Genomic DNA, 20,059 nt, shown 5'->3' on the forward strand with positions numbered 1-20,059 from the left:
CAGGACATGGCCGCAGGCTGGGTGGCCATTCGGAAGCAGCCCGTGCCCTGCGCAAGCGGGCTGTCCAACGTCCGTTGCGGGGCGACGTTGGATGAACTGGCTGCGAATCTGCAGGCGGAGACCAGACAGGGGAGGAGGGAGCAAAGTTCCCTTCGAAGCGTCTGAAACGGCCCCGCAATACGCCAGCCTCCACCACAGGGAGCAACTCGGGTGAATCGATGGCAACCCGACCCGGAGCGCAGGGCCTCCAGGCCCGAGCACCGGAAGCGGGGCGGCAGAAGCTTGAAGCTCATCGTCGGGGCCGCCGGCCCGCGTGCGGTGGCGGGCGCGAACGGCCCCCAGGCCGCACGCGCAAGCCCGCCAGGCCGCTAAGCGGGTCGGCGGTCCCGTGGCGAGCGCAGCGAGCCCTTGACCATGTAGAGAGGATTGTCGCCGCGACTACTTGCGGCGGCCGGAATTTTCCTGGGCATCGCCGACGATCAGTTCGCCGATCCGGACCAGCCGAGCGACGTACGTTCGGCCTTCGCGATGTCGTAGACGCGGAAGGAGCACCCGCAGATCACGAGCGGTCTCCTTCACAGCTCGCAGCTGATCAGCGTCCAACACGCCCCTCTGGCTTCCTACGTAGCTGGTCAGAGGGCCTGCCATGCAGAGGTCCAGGTACGCGACGGGCTGCTCGTAGATGTCGACGCCGCGAAGGTCGTCGGGGAACGGCAGGCCCATGTGCTCCGCCCAGAGCACACAGACCTCGTCGAAGACCGCCTTGTTCACTCGCCGGCAGGCGCGATGCCCACCGGGCAAGCGACCCCGGTCCCGCCAATCCCGCAATACCCGTCGGGCACCTTGAAGAGGTACTGCTGGTGGTAGTCCTCTGCGAAGTAGAACGGTCCCGCCGGTGCCACCTCCGTCGTGATGGCCCCGTAGCCCGCCTCCGTCAGCACCTTCTGGTACGCGTCGCGCGAGGTCTCGGCGGCCTTCTGCTGCTCCGGCGAGTGGTAGTAGACGGCCGACCGATACTGGGTGCCGACGTCGTTGCCCTGGCGCATGCCCTGGGTGGGGTCGTGCGCCTCCCAGAAGACCTTCAGCAGCTCCTCGTACGAGATCACGGCCGGGTCGAAGACGACGCGCACCACCTCGGTGTGTCCGGTGCGGCCGCTACAGACCTCTTCGTACGTCGGGTTGGGGGTGTAGCCGCCCTGGTAGCCGGCGGCCGTGGTGACGACGCCGGGCGTCTGCCAGAACTTGCGCTCCGCGCCCCAGAAGCAGCCCAGGCCGAAGTCCGCGACTTCCACGCCCGGCGGGTAGGGCGGGGCCAGCGGGGCGTCGAGGACGGCGTGGCGGGCGGGGACGGGGATCGGGTCGGGGCGGCCCGGCAGGGCGTCCTCGCGACTGACCATCGATGTCTTGGTTCCGAACAGCCAACCCATAGCGCACCTCCACGGTTCACTCTACAGAGGGCACAACGCTTAACACCTTCTACATAGTCCCGTATAGATGTGCACATTTGTGTTTAAGCATGGTAATGCCCGAAGATAGGGGACATGCCTGACTTGCGACGCGGTGTGCTGTTCGGGGTGGCCGCTTATGCCATGTGGGGACTGTTCCCCCTCTACTGGCCGCTGCTGAAGCCGTCCGGAGCGGTGGAGATCCTCGCGCACCGCATCGTCTGGTCGCTGGCCGCCGTCGTGGCGGTGCTGCTCGTGCGCCGGCACTGGTCGTGGGTCAAGGAGCTGGTACGGCAGCCGCGCAAGCTCGGGCTGCTGACCGTGGCCGCGGTGGTGATCACGGTCAACTGGGGCACGTACATCTACGCGGTCAACACCGGCCACGTGGTCGAGAGCGCGCTGGGCTACTTCATCAACCCGCTGGTCAGCGTGCTGTTCGGGGTGTTGCTGCTGAAGGAGCGGCTGCGGCCGTTGCAGTGGACGGCCGTGGGGTTCGGGGCGCTGGCGGTGCTGGTGCTGACCGTCAACTACGGGCGGCCGCCGTACATGGCGCTGGTGCTGGCGGTGAGCTTCGCGGTGTACGGGCTGGTCAAGAAGCAGGCGAACGTGGGGGCGGCCGAGAGCCTGACCGTGGAGACGCTCGTGCTGCTGGTGCCGGCGCTGGCGTATCTGACGTTCCTGCAGCAGCAGGGGCAGTCGACGTTCGGCACCCTGGGGGCAGGGCACGCCGCGCTGCTCGTGGGGGCGGGGGTGATCACGGCGCTGCCGCTGCTGGCGTTCACCGCCTCGGCGATCCGGGTGCCGCTCAGCACGATCGGGCTGCTTCAGTACATCGCGCCGGTGCTGCAGTTCCTGGTCGGGGTGCTGATCGCCAAGGAGACGATGCCGCCGAGCCGGTGGGCCGGCTTCGCCATCGTGTGGATCGCGCTGGCGATCTTCACGTACGACAGCTTCCGCGCGGCACGGGCGCGGCGGCCGAAGAAGAAGGCGTCAGCCCGACCGCTCGACCACGTAGTCACATAGCGCCAAAAAGGCGGACTTGGCCGGGATGTCAGGCAGGCCGGAGATGTCGTGCCGAGCCCGGTCCACCCACGCGTCCAGCTCGGCCCGCGCCTGAGCCATCGCCGGGTGCGCCCGCAGCAGCGTCAGCGCCTCGTCCAGGTCCGACTCGGCCACCGGCCCCGACAGCAGCTCGGCCAGCCGCGACGACGGGTCGGAGGCCAGCACGTAGAGCACCGGCAGCGTCTTGATGCCCTCGCGCAGGTCGGTGCCGGGCGTCTTGCCCGACTCGGTGGAGGTGGAGGCCACGTCCAGCAGGTCGTCGCCGAGCTGCCAGGCCACGCCGATCGCCTCGCAGGCCCGGCTCAGCCGCTCCTCCACGTCGGCGGGAGCACCGGACAGCAGCGCCCCGAAGCGGCCCGAGGCCGCGATGAGCGAGCCGGTCTTGTCGGCCAGCACGCTGATGTAGTGGGCCACCGGGTCGTCACCGGCCTGAGGGCCGATGGTCTCGCGGATCTGCCCCTGCACGAGGCGGGAGAACGTCTGCGCCTGGACCCGGATCAGCTCGGGGCCGAGGTCGGCGAGCAGGTCGGAAGCCTGGGCGAACAGGTAGTCGCCGGTCAGGATGGCCACGGTGTTGTCCCACCGGGCGTTGGCCGACGGGGAGCCCCGGCGCACCGGGGCCTCGTCCATCACGTCGTCGTGGTAGAGCGACCCGAGATGGGTCAGCTCGATCACCACGGCGCCGGGCACCACGCCCGGCGCCGACGGGTCGCCGAACTGGGCCGCCAGCAGCACCATCAGCGTGCGGAAACGCTTGCCACCGGCCTCGATGAGGTGCTTGGACGCCTCCGTGACGAAGGCGTCCTCGCTCTCCACCGACGAGCGCAGCAGCTTCTCCACCGCGGCCAGCCCGTTGGACACGTCCTGCGCCAACCGCTCGTCCTCGATGGGAAGGTCAACAACGGGAGGCGCGGACATATGGGATCCCCTATCTAACGAAAAGGCCAGATGCAGCCTGCTGGGCAAGGTCGAGCACGGGCTCCGGGTACAGCCCGACTCCTACCGTAACCAGCAGCGAGACCGCGATGACCGCCACGGTCCCCGCACTGGGGATCGCGATGGCCGGGCCGTCGGCCGCGGGCTCGCTGAAGAACATCAGCACGATGACGCGGACGTAGAAGAACGCGGCGATCGCCGAGGCGATGACGCCGACCACGACCAGTCCGGTCATCCAGCCGCCCAGCGAGTCGCCGGCCTCGGAGGCGCTGCCCAGCGCCGCCGTGAAGACCGCGTACTTGCCGAAGAATCCGCTCGTGAGCGGGATTCCGGCGAACGCCAGCAGGAAGAAGGCGAACACCCCGGCGAGGATCGGCGACCGCTTGCCCAGCCCGGCCCAGCGGGAGAGGTGGTTGGCCTCGCCGCCGGGATCGCGCACCAGCGTGACCACGGCGAACGCGCCGACCGTGGTGATGCCGTACACGAGCAGGTAGAACAGGATCGCCTGCAGCGACACCGCGTTGCCCTCGGCGGCCGAGTAGGTGGCCATGACGCCCACCAGCAGGAAGCCGGCGTGCGCGATCGAGGAGTAGGCGAGCATCCGCTTGATGTCGGTCTGCGTGATCGCCAGCACCGCGCCGACGATCATCGTCAGGGCCGCGATGACCCAGATGACCGGACGCCAGTTCCAGTCGAGGTTGCCCAGCGCCACCCAGAAGACGCGCAGCAGCGCGCCCACGGCGGCCACCAGCGTGCCGGAGGCCATGAGGGCGGTGATGGGCGTCGGGGCGCCCTGGTAGACGTCCGGCTTCCACGCCTGGAACGGCGCCGCGCCGATCTTGAACAGCAGGCCCACGCCGGCCAGCGCGAAGCCGATCAGCAGCAGCGGGTCCAGCGCGGCCCCGGTCGTCATGGCCTGGCCGATCCCGGCCAGCGACACGGTCCCGGCGTAGCCGTACAGCATCGCGATGCCGTACAGGAAGAACGCCGAGGAGAACGCGCCCAGCAGGAAGTACTTCAGCGAGGCTTCCTGCGAGAGCAGGCGGCGACGCCGGGCCAGGCCGCACAGCAGGTACAGCGGCAGCGACATGACCTCGAGGCCGACGAACATGGTCAGCAGGTCGTTCGCGGCGGGGAACATGAGCATGCCGCCCACCGCGAACAGCGCCAGCGGGTAGACCTCGGTGTGCGCGCTGCCGGCCCGCTCGGCCTCTTCCTCGTCGGCGCTGCCGGGCACCGACGCCGCCGAGGCGACGAAGTGGCCCTCGTCGTTGATCAGCAGCACGCAGACGATGGACAGGACGAGGATGACGCCCCAGATGAACAGCGCCGGCCCGTCGACCGCGAGCGCCCCCATCGCGACCGGCTCGGTCGGCACGCCGCCGCCGACGACGGTCACGAGCACCAGCGCGAACGCGCCGACCAGGCTGAGCAGCGTCAGCGGCACCTGGATGGACCTGCGCAGGTAGCGGGGCGCGAACGCCTCCACCAGCACGCCGACGACGGCGGCCGCGAACACGAGCAGCAGCGGCGCCAGCGTGCCGTACTCGATCGTCGGCGCCTCGATGACGTTGTTCACTGACCGGCTCCCTTCTCAGCGATAGCCGGGTTGTCGACCTGCACGTTGGACAGCGTGCTGGTCACCGCGGGTGTGATCACGTCGAGCAGCGGCTTGGGGAAGAACCCGAAGCCGATGATCAGGGCGACCAGCGGCGCGAGCACCCACACCTCGCGCGCGTTCAGGTCCTTGAACGCCTTGACCGGCTCGGCGGTCGGCCCGTTGAGCGTCCGCTGCACCATCCACAGGATGTAGACGGCGGCCAGGATGACGGCCAGCGCGGAGACGATCGCCGCGACGGTGAGCGCCCCCGACCCGAACGCCGGGCTGGAGTAGGTGCCGATCATCACCATGAACTCGCTGACGAACGAGGACAGCCCCGGCAGCGAGAGCCCGGCCAGACCGGCGACCAGGAAGAAGCCGGCCAGCAGCGGCGTGACCTTCTGCGCGCCGCCGTAGTCGGCGATGTGCGGGGAGCCGCGCCTGGCGATGAGGAACCCGGCCGCCAGGAACAGCGCGCCGGTCGCGAAGCCGTGGTTGACCATGTAGAGGGCGGCGCCCTCCTGGGCCACCTGCGACATCGCGAACACGCCCATGACGATGAAGCCGAAGTGCGAGATCGACGTGTAGGCGATCAGGCGCTTCATGTCGGTCTGGCCGATGGCCACGATCGCGCCGTAGATGATGCTGATGACCGCCAGCACGATGATCGGCATGGTGAACGCCTTGGCGGCGTCGGGGAACAGCTCCAGGCAGAACCGGAGCATTCCGTACGTGCCGACCTTGTCCAGCACGCCGACCAGCAGCACCGCGGCGCCGGCCGGAGCCTGCGCGGCGGCGTCGGGCAGCCAGGTGTGCACCGGCCAGAGCGGCGCCTTGATGGCGAAGGCGATGAAGAAGCCCGCGAACAGCCACTTCTGCGTCACCGGGTCCTGGATGGCGCCGACGAGCTCGGGGAACATGAACGTCCCCTTGCCCGCGACGACGTACAGGCCGATGACCGCGACCAGCATGAGCAGGCCGCCGAAGAGCGAGTACAGCAGGAACTTGACCGCCGCGTAGGACCGCTGCGCCCCGCCATAGGACCCGATCATGAAGTACATCGGGATCAGCATGGCTTCGAAGAAGACGTAGAACAGGAAGATGTCGGTCGCCGCGAAGACGCCGATCATCATCGCTTCCAGCACGAGCAGCAGCGAGAAGTACGTCTTGACCGACCGCTTGGGCGCGACCACGGTGCCGTCGGCGGCCTTGACGCCGGAGGCGTCGTGCCACGAGGCGAGCACCACGATCGGCACCAGCACGGCCGACAGGGCGATCAGCACCAGCGCGATGCCGTCGACGCCCACCCCGAAGTGCACCCCGAAGCTCGGGATCCAGTCGTACGTGGCCGCGAACTTGAACCGGTCACCGGGGGCGCCGGTGAACTGGAACGCCATGACGAGCGTCAGCGCCAGCACGACCAGCGAGACCAGCAGCGTGACCTGCTTGGCCAGCTTGTCGCTGCCCTTGGGAAGCAGCGCTACCACGATGGCGCCCAGCACGGGCACCGCCATGAGTATCGGGAGCCAGAGTGACGACATCAGATGTTCCCAACGAGGAGCAGGGCGCCGGTCAGCAGGGCGGCGCCGATCAGGATGGACAACGCGTACGTTCTGGCGAAGCCCGTCTGGAGCCGCCGCAGGCGCCCTGAGCTCCCGCCGATGCCCGCGGCCAGGCCGTTGACCAGCCCGTCGATGCCGCGGTTGTCGAAGTACACCGCGATGCGGGTCAGCCACTGGCCGGGGCGCATGAACAGCGATTCGTTGAGCGCGTCGCCGTACAGGTCACGCCGGGCGAAGGTGGTGAGGAACGAGCCGCGCGGCTGCACGGCCGGCACCTGGGCGCGGCCGTACTTCATCCACGCGATCGCCGCGCCGACGGCCACCAGCGCCAGCGTGGACAGACCCACCGTGGTGGTGCTGAACACGTGCGGGACGGGCGCGTGCTCCGGCATGCCCACCGCGGGCGCCAGGAAGTGCATGAGCCTGTTGTCCATGATGAGGAAGTAGCCGAGCACGATCGAGCCGATCGACAGCAGGATCAGCGGCACGGTCATCACCGAGGGCGACTCGTGCGGGTGCGCGTCCTTCTCCCAGCGCTTCTCGCCGAAGAACGTCATGAAGATCATGCGGGACATGTAGAAGCCGGTGATGCCCGCGCCGAGGACGGCCAGCCAGCCCATCCAGGCGCCGTGCTCCATGGCCGTCTCGATGATCCCGTCCTTGGTGTAGAAGCCGGACAGGAACGGGAAGCCGATGATGGCCAGGTAGCCGACCATGAACGTGGCGAAGGTGATCGGCATGTACTTGCGGAGACCGCCGTACTTGCGCATGTCGACCTCGTCGTTCATGCCGTGCATGACCGAGCCGGCGCCGAGGAACATGTCGGCCTTGAAGAAGCCGTGCGCGATCAGGTGCGCGATGGCGAAGGCGTAGCCCGCCGGGCCGAGACCCGCGCCGAGCATCATGTAGCCGATCTGCGACATCGTCGAGCCGGCCAAGCCCTTCTTGATGTCGTCCTTGGCACAACCGATGATCGCACCGGCGAGCAGCGTGGCCACACCGACGATCGTGACGACCAGCGAGGCCACGTCGGACGCCTCGAAGAACGCGCCCGAGCGGACCACCAGGTAGACGCCGGCGGTGACCATGGTCGCGGCGTGGATGAGGGCCGAGACCGGGGTCGGGCCCTCCATCGCGTCCAGGAGCCACGACTGCAGCGGGAGCTGCGCCGACTTGCCGCACGCGCCGAGGAGCAGCAGCAGGCCGATGGCGGTCAGCGTGCCGTCGGAGGCGGTGCCGATCTGCTGCGCGCCCAGGTCCTTGAAGGCCAGCGAGCCGAACGACGTCCAGATGATGAACATGCCGACCAGCAGCCCGAAGTCACCGACGCGGTTGACGACGAACGCCTTCTTCGCCGCGACAGCCGCCGACGGCTTGAACTGCCAGAACCCGATGAGCAGGTACGAGGCCAGGCCGACGCCCTCCCAGCCGATGAACAGCCCGACGTAGTTGTCGGACAGCACCAGCAGGAGCATCGCGGCGACGAACAGGTTCAGGTAGGAGAAGAACCTGCGCCGGTCGGGGTCGTGCGACATGTAGCCGATCGAGTAGATGTGGATCAGCGATCCGACACCGGTGATCAGCAGCGCGAAGCTGACCGACAGGGGGTCGACGAGCAGCCCCATGTCGAGCTTCAGGCTGGGGATGAACTCGTACAGCCGCACGGCCCTGCGGCGCTGATCCTCGCCGAGTCCGAGCAACTCGACGAACGCCAGCACCGCCACGGCGAACGAGGCGAGGGACATGGCCACGCCCAGCAGATGGCCCCACCGGTTGGTGAACCGGTTGAACACCAGCAGGATGAACGCCCCCAGCAACGGGAGGGCGATCATCAGCCAGGACACGCCGATCGCGCCACCAGCGGTGTGCTGGATGATCTCAGCAGGAGATTCCACCAGTCACCTCTTAGTACTTCAGCAGGTTGGCGTCGTCGACCGACGCGGACCTGCGGGTTCGGAAGATCGTCACGATGATTGCCAGGCCGACCACGACCTCGGCCGCGGCCACCACCATCACGAAGAACGCGATGATCTGGCCTTCGAGGTTGCCGACCTGCCTGGCGAACGTGACGAACGCCAGGTTGCAGGCGTTGAGCATGAGCTCCACGCACATGAACACGACGATCGCGTTGCGCCGGATCAGCACGCCCATGGCGCCGATCGCGAACAGCAGGCCCGACAGGATGAGGTAATGCGTCGTCACTTGGACTCCTCCTCGGCCCGGTGCTTGATGGCCTCGGCGAGCTTGGGGTCCTCGGGCAGGTGCCCATGCTCCACGTCGTAGCGGGCGATGTAGCGGTTGACCGAGGACTCGGCCACGGACCCGTCGGGCAGCAGCGCCGGCATGTCGATGGCGTTGCCGGTCGCGTACGTGCCCGGGCCGGGCAGCGGCGACGGGCGGTCGCCGAGGAAGCGGGCCTTGGACAGGTCCTTCTGCGTGGCCTTCTTGGCCAGCCGCTCGCGGTGCGCCAGCACCATCGCGGCGAGCGCGGCGGTGATGAGCAGCGCCGAGGTGACCTCGAACGCGAAGACGTACTTGGTGAACAGCAGCAGCGCGATCGAGCGGATGTAGCCGCCCTGACCGGTGGCCATCGCCAGGCCCGTCTGCGGCGCGAAGATCGCGTTGCCCACGGCCAGGATGATCAGCGCGGCGAATCCGACGCCCGCGATGATCGCCCAGAACCGCTGGCCGCGGAGCGTCTCCACGAGCGAGTCGGAGGAGTCGACGCCGACCAGCATGAGCACGAACAGGAACAGCATCATGACGGCGCCGGTGTAGACGATGATCTGCACCGCGGCCAGGAAGGGCGCGTCCTGCACGGCGTAGAGGACCGCGAGGCAGAGCATCACGGTGCCGAGCATCAGCGCCGAGTAGACGGCCTTCCGGTTGAAGACCACGCCGAGCGCGGCGCCGACGGACACGACGGCGAGCACCCAGAAAGTGATGGTCTCACCCATTGGTCCGTCCCAGCCGGTAGTAGTCCTCTTCGGTCTCGCCGAGCCGCATGGGGTGCGGCGGCTGCTCCATGCCCTGGGTGAGCGGCGCGAGGAGCATCTCCTTGGTGTAGATGAGGCTCTCGCGGTTGCTGTCGGCGAGCTCGTACTCGTTGGTCATGGTGAGCGCCCGGGTCGGGCACGCCTCGATGCACAGGCCGCACAGGATGCACCGCAGATAGTTGATCTGGTAGGTGCGCCCGTAGCGCTCGCCCGGCGAGAAGCGCTCCTCGTCGGTGTTGTCCGCGCCCTCCACGTAGATGGCGTCGGCCGGACACGCCCACGCGCACAGCTCGCAGCCGACGCACTTCTCCAGCCCGTCAGGCCAGCGGTTGAGCTGGTGCCGCCCGTGGAAGCGCGGAGCCGTCGGCTTCTTCTCCTCCGGGTAGTTGGTCGTGACGGGCTTCTTGAACATCGTGTGGAAGGTGACCCCGAAGCCCTTGACGGGGTTCAGCCAATCAGTTAGTCCCACTGGGAATCTCCTTGTGCTGCACCCCGTGGTAGTGCGGCAGATCGAGCGGCGGCACAGGGAAGCCGCCTGCCGTCGGCTCGTTGGACAGCTCCTCGAACTCGGCTTCGACCTCCGCCTTCCTGGCTTCCTTGCGCCGCTGGTTCACGGTGTCGAACCGCATCCAGATGGCCAGCGCCCCGATGACGACGATCGCGCCGAGCCCGGCGGAGACGTAGATGCTCCCCTCGAACGTGCCGTTGTTCACGTAGATGATGTTGCGAACGGCGGCGACGAGAAGGATCCACGCCAGGTTGACCGGGATCAGGACCTTCCAGCCCAGCGACATCAGCTGGTCGTACCGGACACGCGGCAGCGAGGCGCGCACCCAGACGATGAAGCAGAACGTCAGCACGAACTTGATGAAGAACCAGAGCACCGGAACCCAGCCCGTGTGCGCCCACTCCCAGCTCATCGGGAGCGGTGCCCGCCAGCCGCCCATGAACAGCGTCACGGCGATGGCCGAGGCGGTGAAGGTGTGCAGGTATTCGCCCATCATGATCAGGGCGAACTTCAGCGACGAGGAGTATTCCGTCTGGAACCCGCCGACCAGCTCGCCTTCACCCTCGGGCAGGTCGAACGGGATGCGCGCGGCCTCGCCGAACATGCAGACCACGTAGACCAGGAACGACGGCAGCAACAGCACGGCGTACCAGGTCTGCTGCTGCGCGCCGACGATCTCCGAGGTGGACAGCGTCCCGGCGAACAGGAAGATCGCCACGAACGACAGGCCCATCGCGATCTCGTACGAGACCACCTGCGCCGCCGACCGGAGGCCGCCGAGCAGGGCGTACGGCGAGCGTGACGACCAGCCGGCCAGCACCACGCCGTAGACCGAGACGGCGCCCATGGCCAGCATGAACAGCACGGCCACCGGCAGGTCGACGAGCTGGAGCGGCGTCTGCACGCCGAACAGGTTCACCATCGGCCCGAACGGCACGATGGAGAAGGCCAGGAAGGCCGGGATCACCATGATGACCGGGGCCAGCAGGTAGAGCACCTTGTCCACGGTCCGCGGGAAGATGTCCTCCTTCAGGCCCATCTTCAGACCGTCGGCCACCGACTGGAGCAGGCCGAACTTGCCCGCCCGGTTGGGGCCGTAGCGGTTCTGCATCCGGGAGATGAGCTTGCGCTCGAACCAGACGCCGAACAGGATGCCCAGCATCAGGAAGGCGAACAGCATGACCGCCTTGATGATGGTGATCCAGAGCGGGTCCTTGCCGAAGTCTTCGACGGTCGGACTGGCCGCGAGAACGAAGGTCATGAGGCGCTCCCGATGGTGACGATGTCGCCGGCCACCGCGCCGAGGTCGCGCGTGACCGAGCAGCCGCCCGAGTTCGACGGCACCCAGACCACGCGGTCGGGCAGGTCGGCGATGCGGACGGGCAGCGTGACCGCGTTCGGGCCGGGCCCGCCGACGACGACCTTGTCACCGTCGGCGACGCCGATCTCCGCGGCCGTGCTCTCCGACAGCAGCGCCTCCGCGGCCCGCGCGGTGCCGGCCAGGTACGGCTCGCCGTCCTGGAGGCGGCCGTCGTCGAGCAGCAGGTGCCAGGTCGCCAGCACGGCCCCACCGGCGGCGGGGGCGGCGGGCGAGCCGGCGCCGACGCTCGGCGCGGCGACGCGGGTGCCCCGGTAGGAGCCGATGCCCGACAGCTCGCGCCGGGCCGCCTTGGCGTCCGGCAGGCCCAGGTGCACGTCCATGCGGTCGGCCAGGTCGCCGACGACCGCGAGGTCGCTGCGCAGGCCGGGCACCTTGAGCGGGGCCTCGAACGAGCGGCCCCGGCCCTCCCAGTTGACGAACGTGCCGCTCTTCTCCTGCACGGTGGCGACCGGCAGCACCACGTCGGCCCGGTCGGTGACGGCGCTGGCGCGCGTCTCCAGGCTGACGATGAACGGCGTGTTCTCCAGCGCCTCCAGCGCGGCGACCGGGTTGGCCAGGTCGTAGGGGTCGACGCCGGCCACGACCAGCGCGTCGAGCTCCCCGTCACGGGCGGCGGCGAGCATCGCGTCGGTGTCGCGGCCCGGGGTGGCGGGCAGCGAGGACACGTTCCAGGCGCGGGCGATCTCGGCCCTGGCGCTCTCGTCGTCGACCGGGCGGCCGATCGGCAGCAGGTTGGGCAGCGCGCCCGCCTCGACCGCGCCGCGCTCGCCGGCCCTGCGCGGGACCCAGGCGATGCGGGCGTCGGAGGCGGCGCCCAGCCGGACCAGCGCCGACAGCGCGCCGGGGACGGTCGCCAGGCGCTCGCCGGCGAGCACGATCGTGCCCTCGGCCAGCGTGCCGACCAGGTCGCCGATCGCGTCGGCCTCCCCGCCCGGCGCGGTGCGGATGAGCGTGCCGCCCATCTTGGCCAGGCCGTTGGTGGCGAACGGGGCGATCGCGGTGACCTTGAGGCCGCGCTTCTGCCACGCCTTGCGCAGGCGCAGGAAGACGATCGGCGACTCCTCCTCGGGCTCGAACCCGACGAGCAGCACCGCGGGGGCGCTCTCCAGGTCGGCGTAGGAGACCTCGATCCCCTTGCCGGCGACCGCGTGCGCGAGGAAGCGGGCCTCCTCGGCGGAGTGCGGCCGGGCGCGGAAGTCGACGTCGTTCGTGCCGAGCGCGAGCCGGGCGAACTTGGCGTAGGCGTAGGCGTCCTCGACCGTGACCCGGCCGCCGACCAGCACGCCGGCCTTGCCGCGGGCGGCGGCCAGGCCCTGGGCGGCGACGCTCAGCGCCTCCGGCCAGGAGGCGGGCTCCAGCACGCCCTCCTCGTTGCGGACCAGCGGCGTCCTGAGCCGGTCGGGCTGCGTGGCGTAGGTGAACGCCCAGCGGCCCTTGTCGCAGTTCCACTCCTCGTTGACCTGTGGGTCGTTGCCCGCCAGGCGGCGGGTGACGCGGCCGCGCCGGTGGTCGGTGCGCAGGCTGCACCCGGAGGCGCAGTGCTCGCACGCGCTCGGCGTGGACACCAGGTCGAACGGGCGGGCCCGGAACCGGTAGGCGGCGCCGGTCAGCGCGCCCACCGGGCAGATCTGCACCGTGTTGCCCGAGAAGTAGGACTGGAACGGCTCGCCGTCGGCGACGCCCACCTGCTCCTTGGCCCCGCGCTCGAAGAACTCGATGAACGGGTCACCGGCGATCTGGTCGGAGAAGCGGATGCAGCGCGCGCACTGCACGCAGCGCTCGCGGTCGAGCAGCACCTGGGTGGACAGCGGCAGCGGCTTGGCGAACGTCCGCTTCTGCTCCTGGAAGCGCGACTCGCCCTGGCCGTTGGACATGGCCTGGTTCTGCAGCGGGCACTCGCCGCCCTTGTCGCAGACCGGGCAGTCGAGCGGGTGGTTCAGGAGCAGGAACTCCATCGCCGCCCGCTGCGCCTTCTCCGCCACCGGCGAGGTCAGCTGGGTCTGCACGACCATGCCCTCGGCGACCTCGATCGCGCACGACGGCTGCGGCTTGGGGAAGCCGCGGCCGTTGCCGGCGTCGGGGATGTCGACGAGACACTGGCGGCAGTTGGCCGCCGGGTCGAGCAGCGGGTGGTCGCAGAACCTGGGGATCTGGATGCCCAGCAGCTCGGCCGCCCTGATGATCAGCGTGCCCTTGGGGACGCTGACCTGGAACCCGTCGATCGTGAGGGTCACCAGGGTGGTCTCAGTTTCTGTCACGGTCACTGGTCACCCCACAGAGTGGACTTCTTCGCGTCGAACGGGCAGCCGCCGACCTCGAAGTGCTTGAGGTACTCCTCGCGGAAGTACTTCACCGAGGAGTGGATCGGGCTGGTGGCGCCGTCGCCGAGCGCGCAGAACGAGCGGCCCAGGATGTTGTCGGCGACGTCGGTGATCGTCGACAGGTCGTCCTCGGTGCCCTGACCCTTCTCCAGGCGCTTGAGCACCTGCTTGAGCCAGTAGGTGCCCTCACGGCACGGCGTGCACTTGCCACACGACTCGTGGGCGTAGAACTCGGTCCAGCGCAGCACCGTGCGGACCACGCAGGTGGTCTCGTCGAAGATCTGCAGCGCCCGGGTCCCGAGCATGGAGCCCTTCGCGCCGACCGCCTCGAAGTCGAGCGGCACGTCGAGGTGCTCGTCGGTGAAGATCGGCGTGGACGAGCCGCCCGGGGTCCAGAACTTGATCCGGTGCCCGGCGCGGATGCCGCCCGCCATGTCGAGCAGCTCGCGCAGCGTGATGCCGAGCGGAGCCTCGTACTGGCCGGGCCTGGTGACGTGGCCGCTCAGCGAGAAGATGCCGAAGCCCTTGGACTTCTCGGTGCCCATCCCGGCGAACCAGTCGGCCCCGTTGGCGATGATCGAGGGAACACTGGCCACGGACTCGACGTTGTTCACGACAGTAGGCGAGGCGTAAAGGCCCGCCACGGCCGGGAACGGAGGCTTGAGCCGCGGTTGACCCCTGAAGCCCTCCAGCGAGTCCAGCAGCGCCGTCTCCTCGCCGCAGATGTACGCCCCGGCGCCGCTGTGCACGACGAGCTCCAGGTCGTAGCCCGTGCCGAAGATGTCCTTGCCGAGATAGCCCTTCTCGTACGCCTCGCGCACGGCCGCGTGCAGCCGCCGGATGACGTGCAGCACCTCGCCGCGCACGTAGATGAAGGCGTGGTTGGCGCGGATCGCGAACGCCGTGATGATGACGCCCTCGACCAGCGAGTGCGGGTTGGCCATCATGAGCGGGATGTCCTTGCAGGTGCCCGGCTCCGACTCGTCGGCGTTGACGACGAGATAGTGCGGCTTGCCGTCACCCTGCGGGATGAAGCCCCACTTCATGCCGGTGGGGAAGCCGGCGCCGCCGCGGCCGCGCAGGCCCGAGTCCTTGACGGCCTGGATGACGGCGTCCGGGTCCATGCCCAGCGCCTTCTTGGCCGCCTCGTACGGCCCGTAGCCGTCGATGGTGAAGGAGTCGGGGCGGTCCCAGTTGGCGGTCAGGACCGGTGTCAGGGTCGTGCTCATGCCTCGGGGGCCTTCCATCCGTTGGCCTTGGCCAGCTTGAGGCCCTCCAGCGAGGGGCCGGCGGCCGAGGGGCCGTCGCCCGCCAGCTCGTCGGGCAGGCCGGAGAGCACCCGCGACGCCTCCTTGAACGTGCACAGCTTCTTCGGACCGCGGGTGGGCCGCACGTCCTTGCCGTCACGCAGGTCGTCGACGAGCTGCTTGGCCGATTCGGGCGTCTGGTTGTCGAAGAACTCCCAGTTGACCATCATGACCGGGGCGAAGTCGCAGGCCGCGTTGCACTCCAGGCGCTCCAGCGAGATCTTGCCGTCGCCGGTCGTCTCCTCGTGGCCGACGCCGACGTGCTCGGACAGCTCGTCCCAGATCTCGTCGCCGCCCATGACGGCGCAGAGCGCGTTGATGCAGACGCCGACGTGAAACTCGCCGGCGGGCTTGCGCTTGTACATGGTGTAGAAGGTCGAGACGCCGACGACCTCCGCCTTGCTCAGGCCCAGCATCTCCGCACAGAACTCGTGCCCGTCGTCGGAGACGTAGCCGTCCTCCGACTGCACCAGGTGCAGCAGCGGAAGCAGCGCCGACCGCGTCTTCGGGTAACGGCCGATGATCTCCTTGGCGTCGCGTTCGAGACGCTCGCGGACTTCCGGTGAGTAAGTCACCGGTCCACACCTCCCATGACGGGGTCGATAGAAGCCACCGCGGCGATCACGTCGGCGACCTGGCCGCCCTCCGCCATGGCGGGGAAGCTTTGCAGGTTGCAGAACGACGGCTCGCGGAAGTGGACGCGGTAGGGCCGGGTGCCGCCGTCGCTGACGACGTGCGCGCCGAGCTCGCCCTTGGGCGACTCGATCGGCGCGTAGGCCTGGCCGGCCGGCACGCGGAAGCCCTCCGTCACCAGCTTGAAGTGGTGGATCAGGGCTTCCATGGAGCTGCCCATGATGTGCGCGATGTGGTCGGGGGAGTTGCCGAAGCCGTCGGGGCCGAGCGCGAGCTGCGCGGGCCAGCCGATCTTCTTGTCCTCGATCATCACCGGGTCGCCCTTGAGCGGGCCGGCGATCCGGTCCAGGGCCTGCTCGATGATCTTGAGGGACTCCTCCATCTCCTGCATGCGCACGAGGTAGCGGGAGTAGACGTCGCAGCCGCGCTGGGTCGCCACGTCGAACTCGTAGGTCTCGTAACCGCAGTAGGGCTGCGACTTGCGCAGGTCCCACGGCAGGCCGGCGGCCCGCAGGATGGGGCCGGTGATGCCGAGCGCCATGCAGCCGGTCAGGTCGAGGTAGGCGACGTCCTTGGTGCGGCGGACGTACACCGGGTTCTCGTCGAGGAGCTTGCGGATGTCCTTGATCCGCTTGGGCATCTCCTTGAGGAACTCGCCGACCTTGTCCACGGCTCCGGCGGGCAGGTCGACGCTGACGCCGCCCGGCCGCACGTAGGCGTGGTTCATGCGCAGTCCGGTGATGTACTCGAACAGCTCCATGACCATTTCGCGGTCACGGTAGCCGAACAGGAACGGCGTGGTGGCGCCGAGCTCCATGCCGAACGTGCCCATCGCGACCAGGTGCGAGGCGATCCGGTTGAGCTCCATCATCATGACGCGGATGGCCTGCGCCCGGTCCGGGATGCGGTCCTCGATGCCGAGCAGCTTCTCCACGCTCAGGCAGTAGGCCGTCTCGTTGAAGATCGGCGACAGGTAGTCCATGCGAGTGACGAACGTGGTGCCCTGCGTCCACGTCCGGTACTCCATGTTCTTCTCGATGCCGGTGTGCAGGTAGCCGATGACGCCGCGCGCCTCGGTGACCGTCTCACCGTCGAGGGTCAGGACCAGGCGGAGCACGCCGTGCGTGGACGGGTGCTGCGGGCCCATGTTGACGACCAGGCGCTCGTCGTCGGAGTCGCGGACCCCGCTGACGACCTCGTCCCAGTCGGCGCCGGTGACCGAGTAGACCTTGCCCTCGGTCGCCTCGTCATATGCGGTGCTCACGCGTGATCCTCCCTCCGGTCGTCAACGCGCTGCTCGAAGAACTCGCTCACGCGTACGACCTCCTTTGGTCGGGCGAGGGGATGGTCGCCCCGCGGTACTCGACCGGGATGCCGCCCAGCGGGTAGTCCTTGCGCTGGGGGTGCCCGTCCCAATCGTCCGGCATCATGATCCGGGTCAGGCCCGGGTGGCCGTCGTAGATGATCCCGAAGAAGTCGTACGCCTCGCGCTCGTGCCAGTCGTGGCCCGGGTAGACGCCGACGGTCGACGGGATGTGCGGGTCGGCGTCGGGGCAGCTCGTCTCGACGCGGACGCGCCGGTTGTGGGTGATCGAGCACAGGTGGATCACCGAGTGCAGCTCCTCGCCCGCCAGGTGCGGGTAGTGCACTCCGGTGACGCCCAGCGACAGCTCGAAGCGCAGCGCCGCGTCGTCGCGCAGCTTCTGGCAGACCTCGACCAGCCGCTCCCGCTTGACGTGCAGGGTCAGCTCGCCGCGGTCGACGACCACGCGCTCGATGGCGTCGTCGAGGCCGAGGGCGTCGACGAGCTCGTCGAAGTAGCCCCCGTACGGGCGCGGCGTGGAGATCTGCGGCGCGCGGCGGACGACGAGGCCGCCGTAGCCGGAGGTGTCGCCGGAGTCGGCGGCGCCGAACATGCCGCGCCGGGCGACGGGCGCCTCCGGGGTCTTGGCGACCTCGGGCACCTCGGCGCCGGGGACCTCGGGGAGGTTGTCAGGGGAGGTCACTTGGCGGCCCCTTGGTCGATCAGCGGCAGCGTGCGCAGCGCCTTGAGCTCGAGGTCCTCGATCTGCTTGGCCCGGTGCGCGCCGAACTTCATGTTCTGGATCTTGTCGTGCAGCTTGACGATCGCGTCGATGAGCATCTCCGGGCGCGGCGGGCAGCCAGGCAGGTAGATGTCGACGGGCACGATGTGGTCGACGCCCTGCACGATGGCGTAGTTGTTGAACATGCCGCCGCTGGAGGCGCACACGCCCATGGCGATGACCCACTTGGGCTCGGCCATCTGGTCGTAGATCTGCCGCAGGACGGGAGCCATCTTCTGCGACACGCGACCGGCGACGATCATCAGGTCGGCCTGCCGGGGAGACGCCGAAGCGCGCTCCATGCCGAAGCGCGCCAGGTCGTAGTGGGGGCCACCGGTGGCCATCAGCTCGATGGCGCAACAGGCGAGCCCGAAGGTGGCGGGCCATACGGAGTTCTTGCGTGCCCAGCCCGCGGCCTGCTCGACCGTGCTGAGGATGAACCCGCTGGGGAGTTTCTCTTCAAGTCCCATTTTCAGTCCCAGTCCAGACCCTTGCGGCGCCACACGTACGCGTAGGCCACGAGCACGGTGACGATGAACAGCAGCATCTCGACGAGCGCGAACACCCCGAGGCCGGAGGAGATCACGCTGCCCGCGTCGTTGGTGAGCGGAGCGAACGAGACCGCCCACGGGTAGAGGAAGATGATCTCGATGTCGAAGACGATGAAGAGCATCGCCGTGATCATGTATTTGAGCGGGAACCGTCCGCCACCGACAGGCTGGGGCGTCGGCTCGATGCCGCATTCGTAGGCGTCAAGCTTGGCGCGGTTCCAGCGCTTGGGACCGGTGAAGGGGGCGATGGCGACCGAGAAGATCGCGAAGCCCCCCGCGAGAACGGCGAGCACCAGGATGGGCACGTACAGGTCCATCGCTACGCCTCCTCCGGAGTCGCCGCGCGCGCGGGCGCGCAGCCTGATCTATGGATGGGTGTGGGATTCATGCTCGTGGCGCGACCTTCGAGAGTGCGTTGATGATCTTGTCCGACGCATCGCCTCGCCGGTCGGTGAGATTACCAAGGAGTTTGAGCGCGAAGCGCATCAGCCTCGGGTGGGGAAGCCCGTGCCTGGTGCCGAAGCTCATCACACCCGGCTTCCCGATCGCCTGCACGAACAACCTGCCCAGCGTGAAATATCCGCCATAGGCGTCCTTCAACGTCTGAGGATACGTCCGCAGGACACGTTCTCGCTGCGCCGGGGTGGTGCCCTTGAGGGCCTTGGCGACGACCTCGGCGGCGATCTCGCCGGTCTCCATGGCGTAGGCGATGCCCTCGCCGTTGAACGGGTTGATCGAACCGCCGGAGTCGCCGGCGAGCAGGAGGCCGCGCGTATAGTGCGGCTGCCGGTTGAAGGCCATCGGGAGCGCGGCGCCGCGGATGGGGGCCGTCATGTTCTCCTCGGTGAAGCCCCACTCGGCGGGCATGGACCGGCACCACCGGCGCAGCAGGTCGCGGTAGTCGATGTTCTTGAAGTGGGTGCTGGTGTTGAGCAGGCCGAGCCCCACGTTCGCGGTGCCGTCGCCGACGCCGAACACCCAGCCGTAGCCGGGCAGCAGCGTCTGGTCGTCCCACAGCTCCAGCCACGTCTCCAGGTAGTCGTCGTCGTGGCGCGGGCTGGTGAAGTAGGTGCGCACGGCCACGCCCATCGGGCGGTCCTCGCGCCTTTGCAGCCCCATGCCGAGAGCCAGCCGGGTGCTGTTGCCGTCGGCGGCCACGACCAGCCGGCCGCGGTAGACCGTGCCGTCCTTGGTGGTGACGCCGGTGATGTGGCCGCTGCGGTCGTCGAGGACCGGCCCGGTGACGGTCACGCCCTCCATCAGGCGCGCGCCGGCCTTGACCGCGTGGGCGGCCAGGATCTCGTCGAAGTCCTGGCGGGTCCGTACGAGACCGAAGTCGGGGAAGCGCTCCAGCTTGGGCCAGTCGAGCTCGAAGCGCAGGCCGCCGCCGACGACGCGCAGGCCCTTGTTGCGCACCCAGCCGGGGGCGTCGACGTCGACGCCCATGTTGAGGAGCTGCTTGACGGCTCGCGGGGTCAGGCCGTCACCGCAGACCTTCTCCCGGGGGAAGCGGGTCTTCTCCAGGACCAGCACGTCGAGACCCGCCTGGGCCAGGTAGAAGGCGGTCGCGGATCCGGCGGGACCGGCGCCGACGACGATGACGTCAGCGTCAACTGCTGGCACGGTCACTGGACTGTCCTGTCCTACACGCTCGAAGGCCTGGCCTCGGGGTG

At 68.9% G+C, this 20,059-nt stretch carries 19 protein-coding genes; 1 reads left to right on the top strand and 18 read right to left on the bottom strand.

Annotated elements, in window-relative coordinates:
- Positions 1-438: 438 nt before the first annotated feature.
- Together AB0G11_RS07910 and msrA are read right to left on the bottom strand one after the other, a co-directional pair.
- Positions 439-771: a hypothetical protein gene (locus AB0G11_RS07910; RefSeq protein ID WP_357584690.1), complete on the bottom strand. Its 333-nt coding sequence runs from the start codon at positions 769-771 to the stop codon at positions 439-441.
- Complete coding sequence (gene msrA, locus AB0G11_RS07915; RefSeq protein ID WP_357584692.1) at positions 768-1,427, bottom strand: peptide-methionine (S)-S-oxide reductase MsrA; 660 nt, start codon at positions 1,425-1,427, stop codon at positions 768-770. Before msrA ends, AB0G11_RS07910 begins: the two co-directional genes overlap by 4 nt.
- A 114-nt stretch (positions 1,428-1,541) precedes the next feature.
- Here msrA and rarD point away from each other — a divergent pair, with 114 nt between their 5' ends.
- Positions 1,542-2,468, top strand: coding sequence for an EamA family transporter RarD (rarD, locus tag AB0G11_RS07920; protein WP_357584694.1), 927 nt, complete (start codon positions 1,542-1,544; stop codon positions 2,466-2,468).
- On the opposite strand, the gene AB0G11_RS07925 is transcribed toward rarD, so the two are convergent.
- From AB0G11_RS07925 to AB0G11_RS08000, 16 genes are all read right to left on the bottom strand, one after another.
- The gene (locus AB0G11_RS07925) at positions 2,436-3,425 is read right to left on the bottom strand and encodes a polyprenyl synthetase family protein (protein ID WP_219504508.1); all 990 of its coding nucleotides are present in this window, start codon (positions 3,423-3,425) and stop codon (positions 2,436-2,438) included. The two genes, rarD and AB0G11_RS07925, sit on opposite strands and share 33 nt — an antisense overlap.
- A gap of 10 nt (positions 3,426-3,435) precedes the next feature.
- Entirely contained in the window at positions 3,436-5,022 is a 1,587-nt protein-coding gene (gene nuoN, locus AB0G11_RS07930) for an NADH-quinone oxidoreductase subunit NuoN (RefSeq protein ID WP_219504506.1), read from the bottom strand.
- Positions 5,019-6,584 carry an NADH-quinone oxidoreductase subunit M gene (locus AB0G11_RS07935; protein WP_219504504.1) on the bottom strand — a complete coding sequence of 522 codons (1,566 nt, stop codon included), beginning with the start codon at positions 6,582-6,584 and terminating at the stop codon, positions 5,019-5,021. Before AB0G11_RS07935 ends, nuoN begins: the two co-directional genes overlap by 4 nt.
- A complete protein-coding gene (gene nuoL / locus AB0G11_RS07940) occupies positions 6,584-8,437 on the bottom strand; it encodes an NADH-quinone oxidoreductase subunit L (RefSeq protein WP_219504694.1) in 1,854 nt (617 codons plus the stop codon). The genes AB0G11_RS07935 and nuoL overlap by 1 nt, the downstream gene beginning before the upstream one ends.
- Before the next feature lie 73 nt (positions 8,438-8,510).
- Complete coding sequence (nuoK, locus tag AB0G11_RS07945; RefSeq protein ID WP_049559522.1) at positions 8,511-8,756, bottom strand: NADH-quinone oxidoreductase subunit NuoK; 246 nt, start codon at positions 8,754-8,756, stop codon at positions 8,511-8,513.
- A 47-nt stretch (positions 8,757-8,803) separates the two neighbouring features.
- Positions 8,804-9,562 carry an NADH-quinone oxidoreductase subunit J gene (locus AB0G11_RS07950; RefSeq protein WP_219504501.1) on the bottom strand — a complete coding sequence of 253 codons (759 nt, stop codon included), beginning with the start codon at positions 9,560-9,562 and terminating at the stop codon, positions 8,804-8,806.
- Positions 9,555-10,070 carry an NADH-quinone oxidoreductase subunit NuoI gene (nuoI, locus tag AB0G11_RS07955; protein ID WP_219504500.1) on the bottom strand — a complete coding sequence of 172 codons (516 nt, stop codon included), beginning with the start codon at positions 10,068-10,070 and terminating at the stop codon, positions 9,555-9,557. Before nuoI ends, AB0G11_RS07950 begins: the two co-directional genes overlap by 8 nt.
- Complete coding sequence (gene nuoH / locus AB0G11_RS07960) at positions 10,057-11,370, bottom strand: NADH-quinone oxidoreductase subunit NuoH (RefSeq protein WP_219504498.1); 1,314 nt, start codon at positions 11,368-11,370, stop codon at positions 10,057-10,059. Before nuoH ends, nuoI begins: the two co-directional genes overlap by 14 nt.
- Complete coding sequence (locus tag AB0G11_RS07965; RefSeq protein ID WP_357584696.1) at positions 11,367-13,748, bottom strand: NADH-quinone oxidoreductase subunit G; 2,382 nt, start codon at positions 13,746-13,748, stop codon at positions 11,367-11,369. Before AB0G11_RS07965 ends, nuoH begins: the two co-directional genes overlap by 4 nt.
- A gap of 2 nt (positions 13,749-13,750) precedes the next feature.
- Positions 13,751-15,040, bottom strand: coding sequence for an NADH-quinone oxidoreductase subunit NuoF (nuoF, locus tag AB0G11_RS07970; RefSeq protein WP_357584698.1), 1,290 nt, complete (start codon positions 15,038-15,040; stop codon positions 13,751-13,753).
- Positions 15,037-15,693: an NADH-quinone oxidoreductase subunit NuoE gene (gene nuoE / locus AB0G11_RS07975; RefSeq protein ID WP_219504492.1), complete on the bottom strand. Its 657-nt coding sequence runs from the start codon at positions 15,691-15,693 to the stop codon at positions 15,037-15,039. The genes nuoF and nuoE overlap by 4 nt, the downstream gene beginning before the upstream one ends.
- The gene (locus AB0G11_RS07980; protein WP_219504490.1) at positions 15,690-17,015 is read right to left on the bottom strand and encodes an NADH-quinone oxidoreductase subunit D; all 1,326 of its coding nucleotides are present in this window, start codon (positions 17,013-17,015) and stop codon (positions 15,690-15,692) included. Before AB0G11_RS07980 ends, nuoE begins: the two co-directional genes overlap by 4 nt.
- Positions 17,016-17,061: 46 nt before the next feature.
- Positions 17,062-17,715, bottom strand: a complete 654-nt coding sequence (locus tag AB0G11_RS07985; RefSeq protein ID WP_308125730.1) for an NADH-quinone oxidoreductase subunit C — start codon at positions 17,713-17,715, stop codon at positions 17,062-17,064.
- 38 nt (positions 17,716-17,753) lie between these two features.
- Positions 17,754-18,305, bottom strand: a complete 552-nt coding sequence (locus AB0G11_RS07990; protein WP_219504486.1) for an NADH-quinone oxidoreductase subunit B — start codon at positions 18,303-18,305, stop codon at positions 17,754-17,756.
- A gap of 2 nt (positions 18,306-18,307) precedes the next feature.
- The gene (locus AB0G11_RS07995; protein WP_219504483.1) at positions 18,308-18,703 is read right to left on the bottom strand and encodes an NADH-quinone oxidoreductase subunit A; all 396 of its coding nucleotides are present in this window, start codon (positions 18,701-18,703) and stop codon (positions 18,308-18,310) included.
- 67 nt (positions 18,704-18,770) lie between these two features.
- The gene (locus AB0G11_RS08000) at positions 18,771-20,015 is read right to left on the bottom strand and encodes a geranylgeranyl reductase family protein (RefSeq protein ID WP_219504481.1); all 1,245 of its coding nucleotides are present in this window, start codon (positions 20,013-20,015) and stop codon (positions 18,771-18,773) included.
- Positions 20,016-20,059: the final 44 nt, after the last annotated feature.

The organism is Nonomuraea sp. NPDC023979, from assembly GCF_040639085.1.
Classification (GTDB): Bacteria; Actinomycetota; Actinomycetes; order Streptosporangiales; family Streptosporangiaceae; genus Nonomuraea; species Nonomuraea ceibae.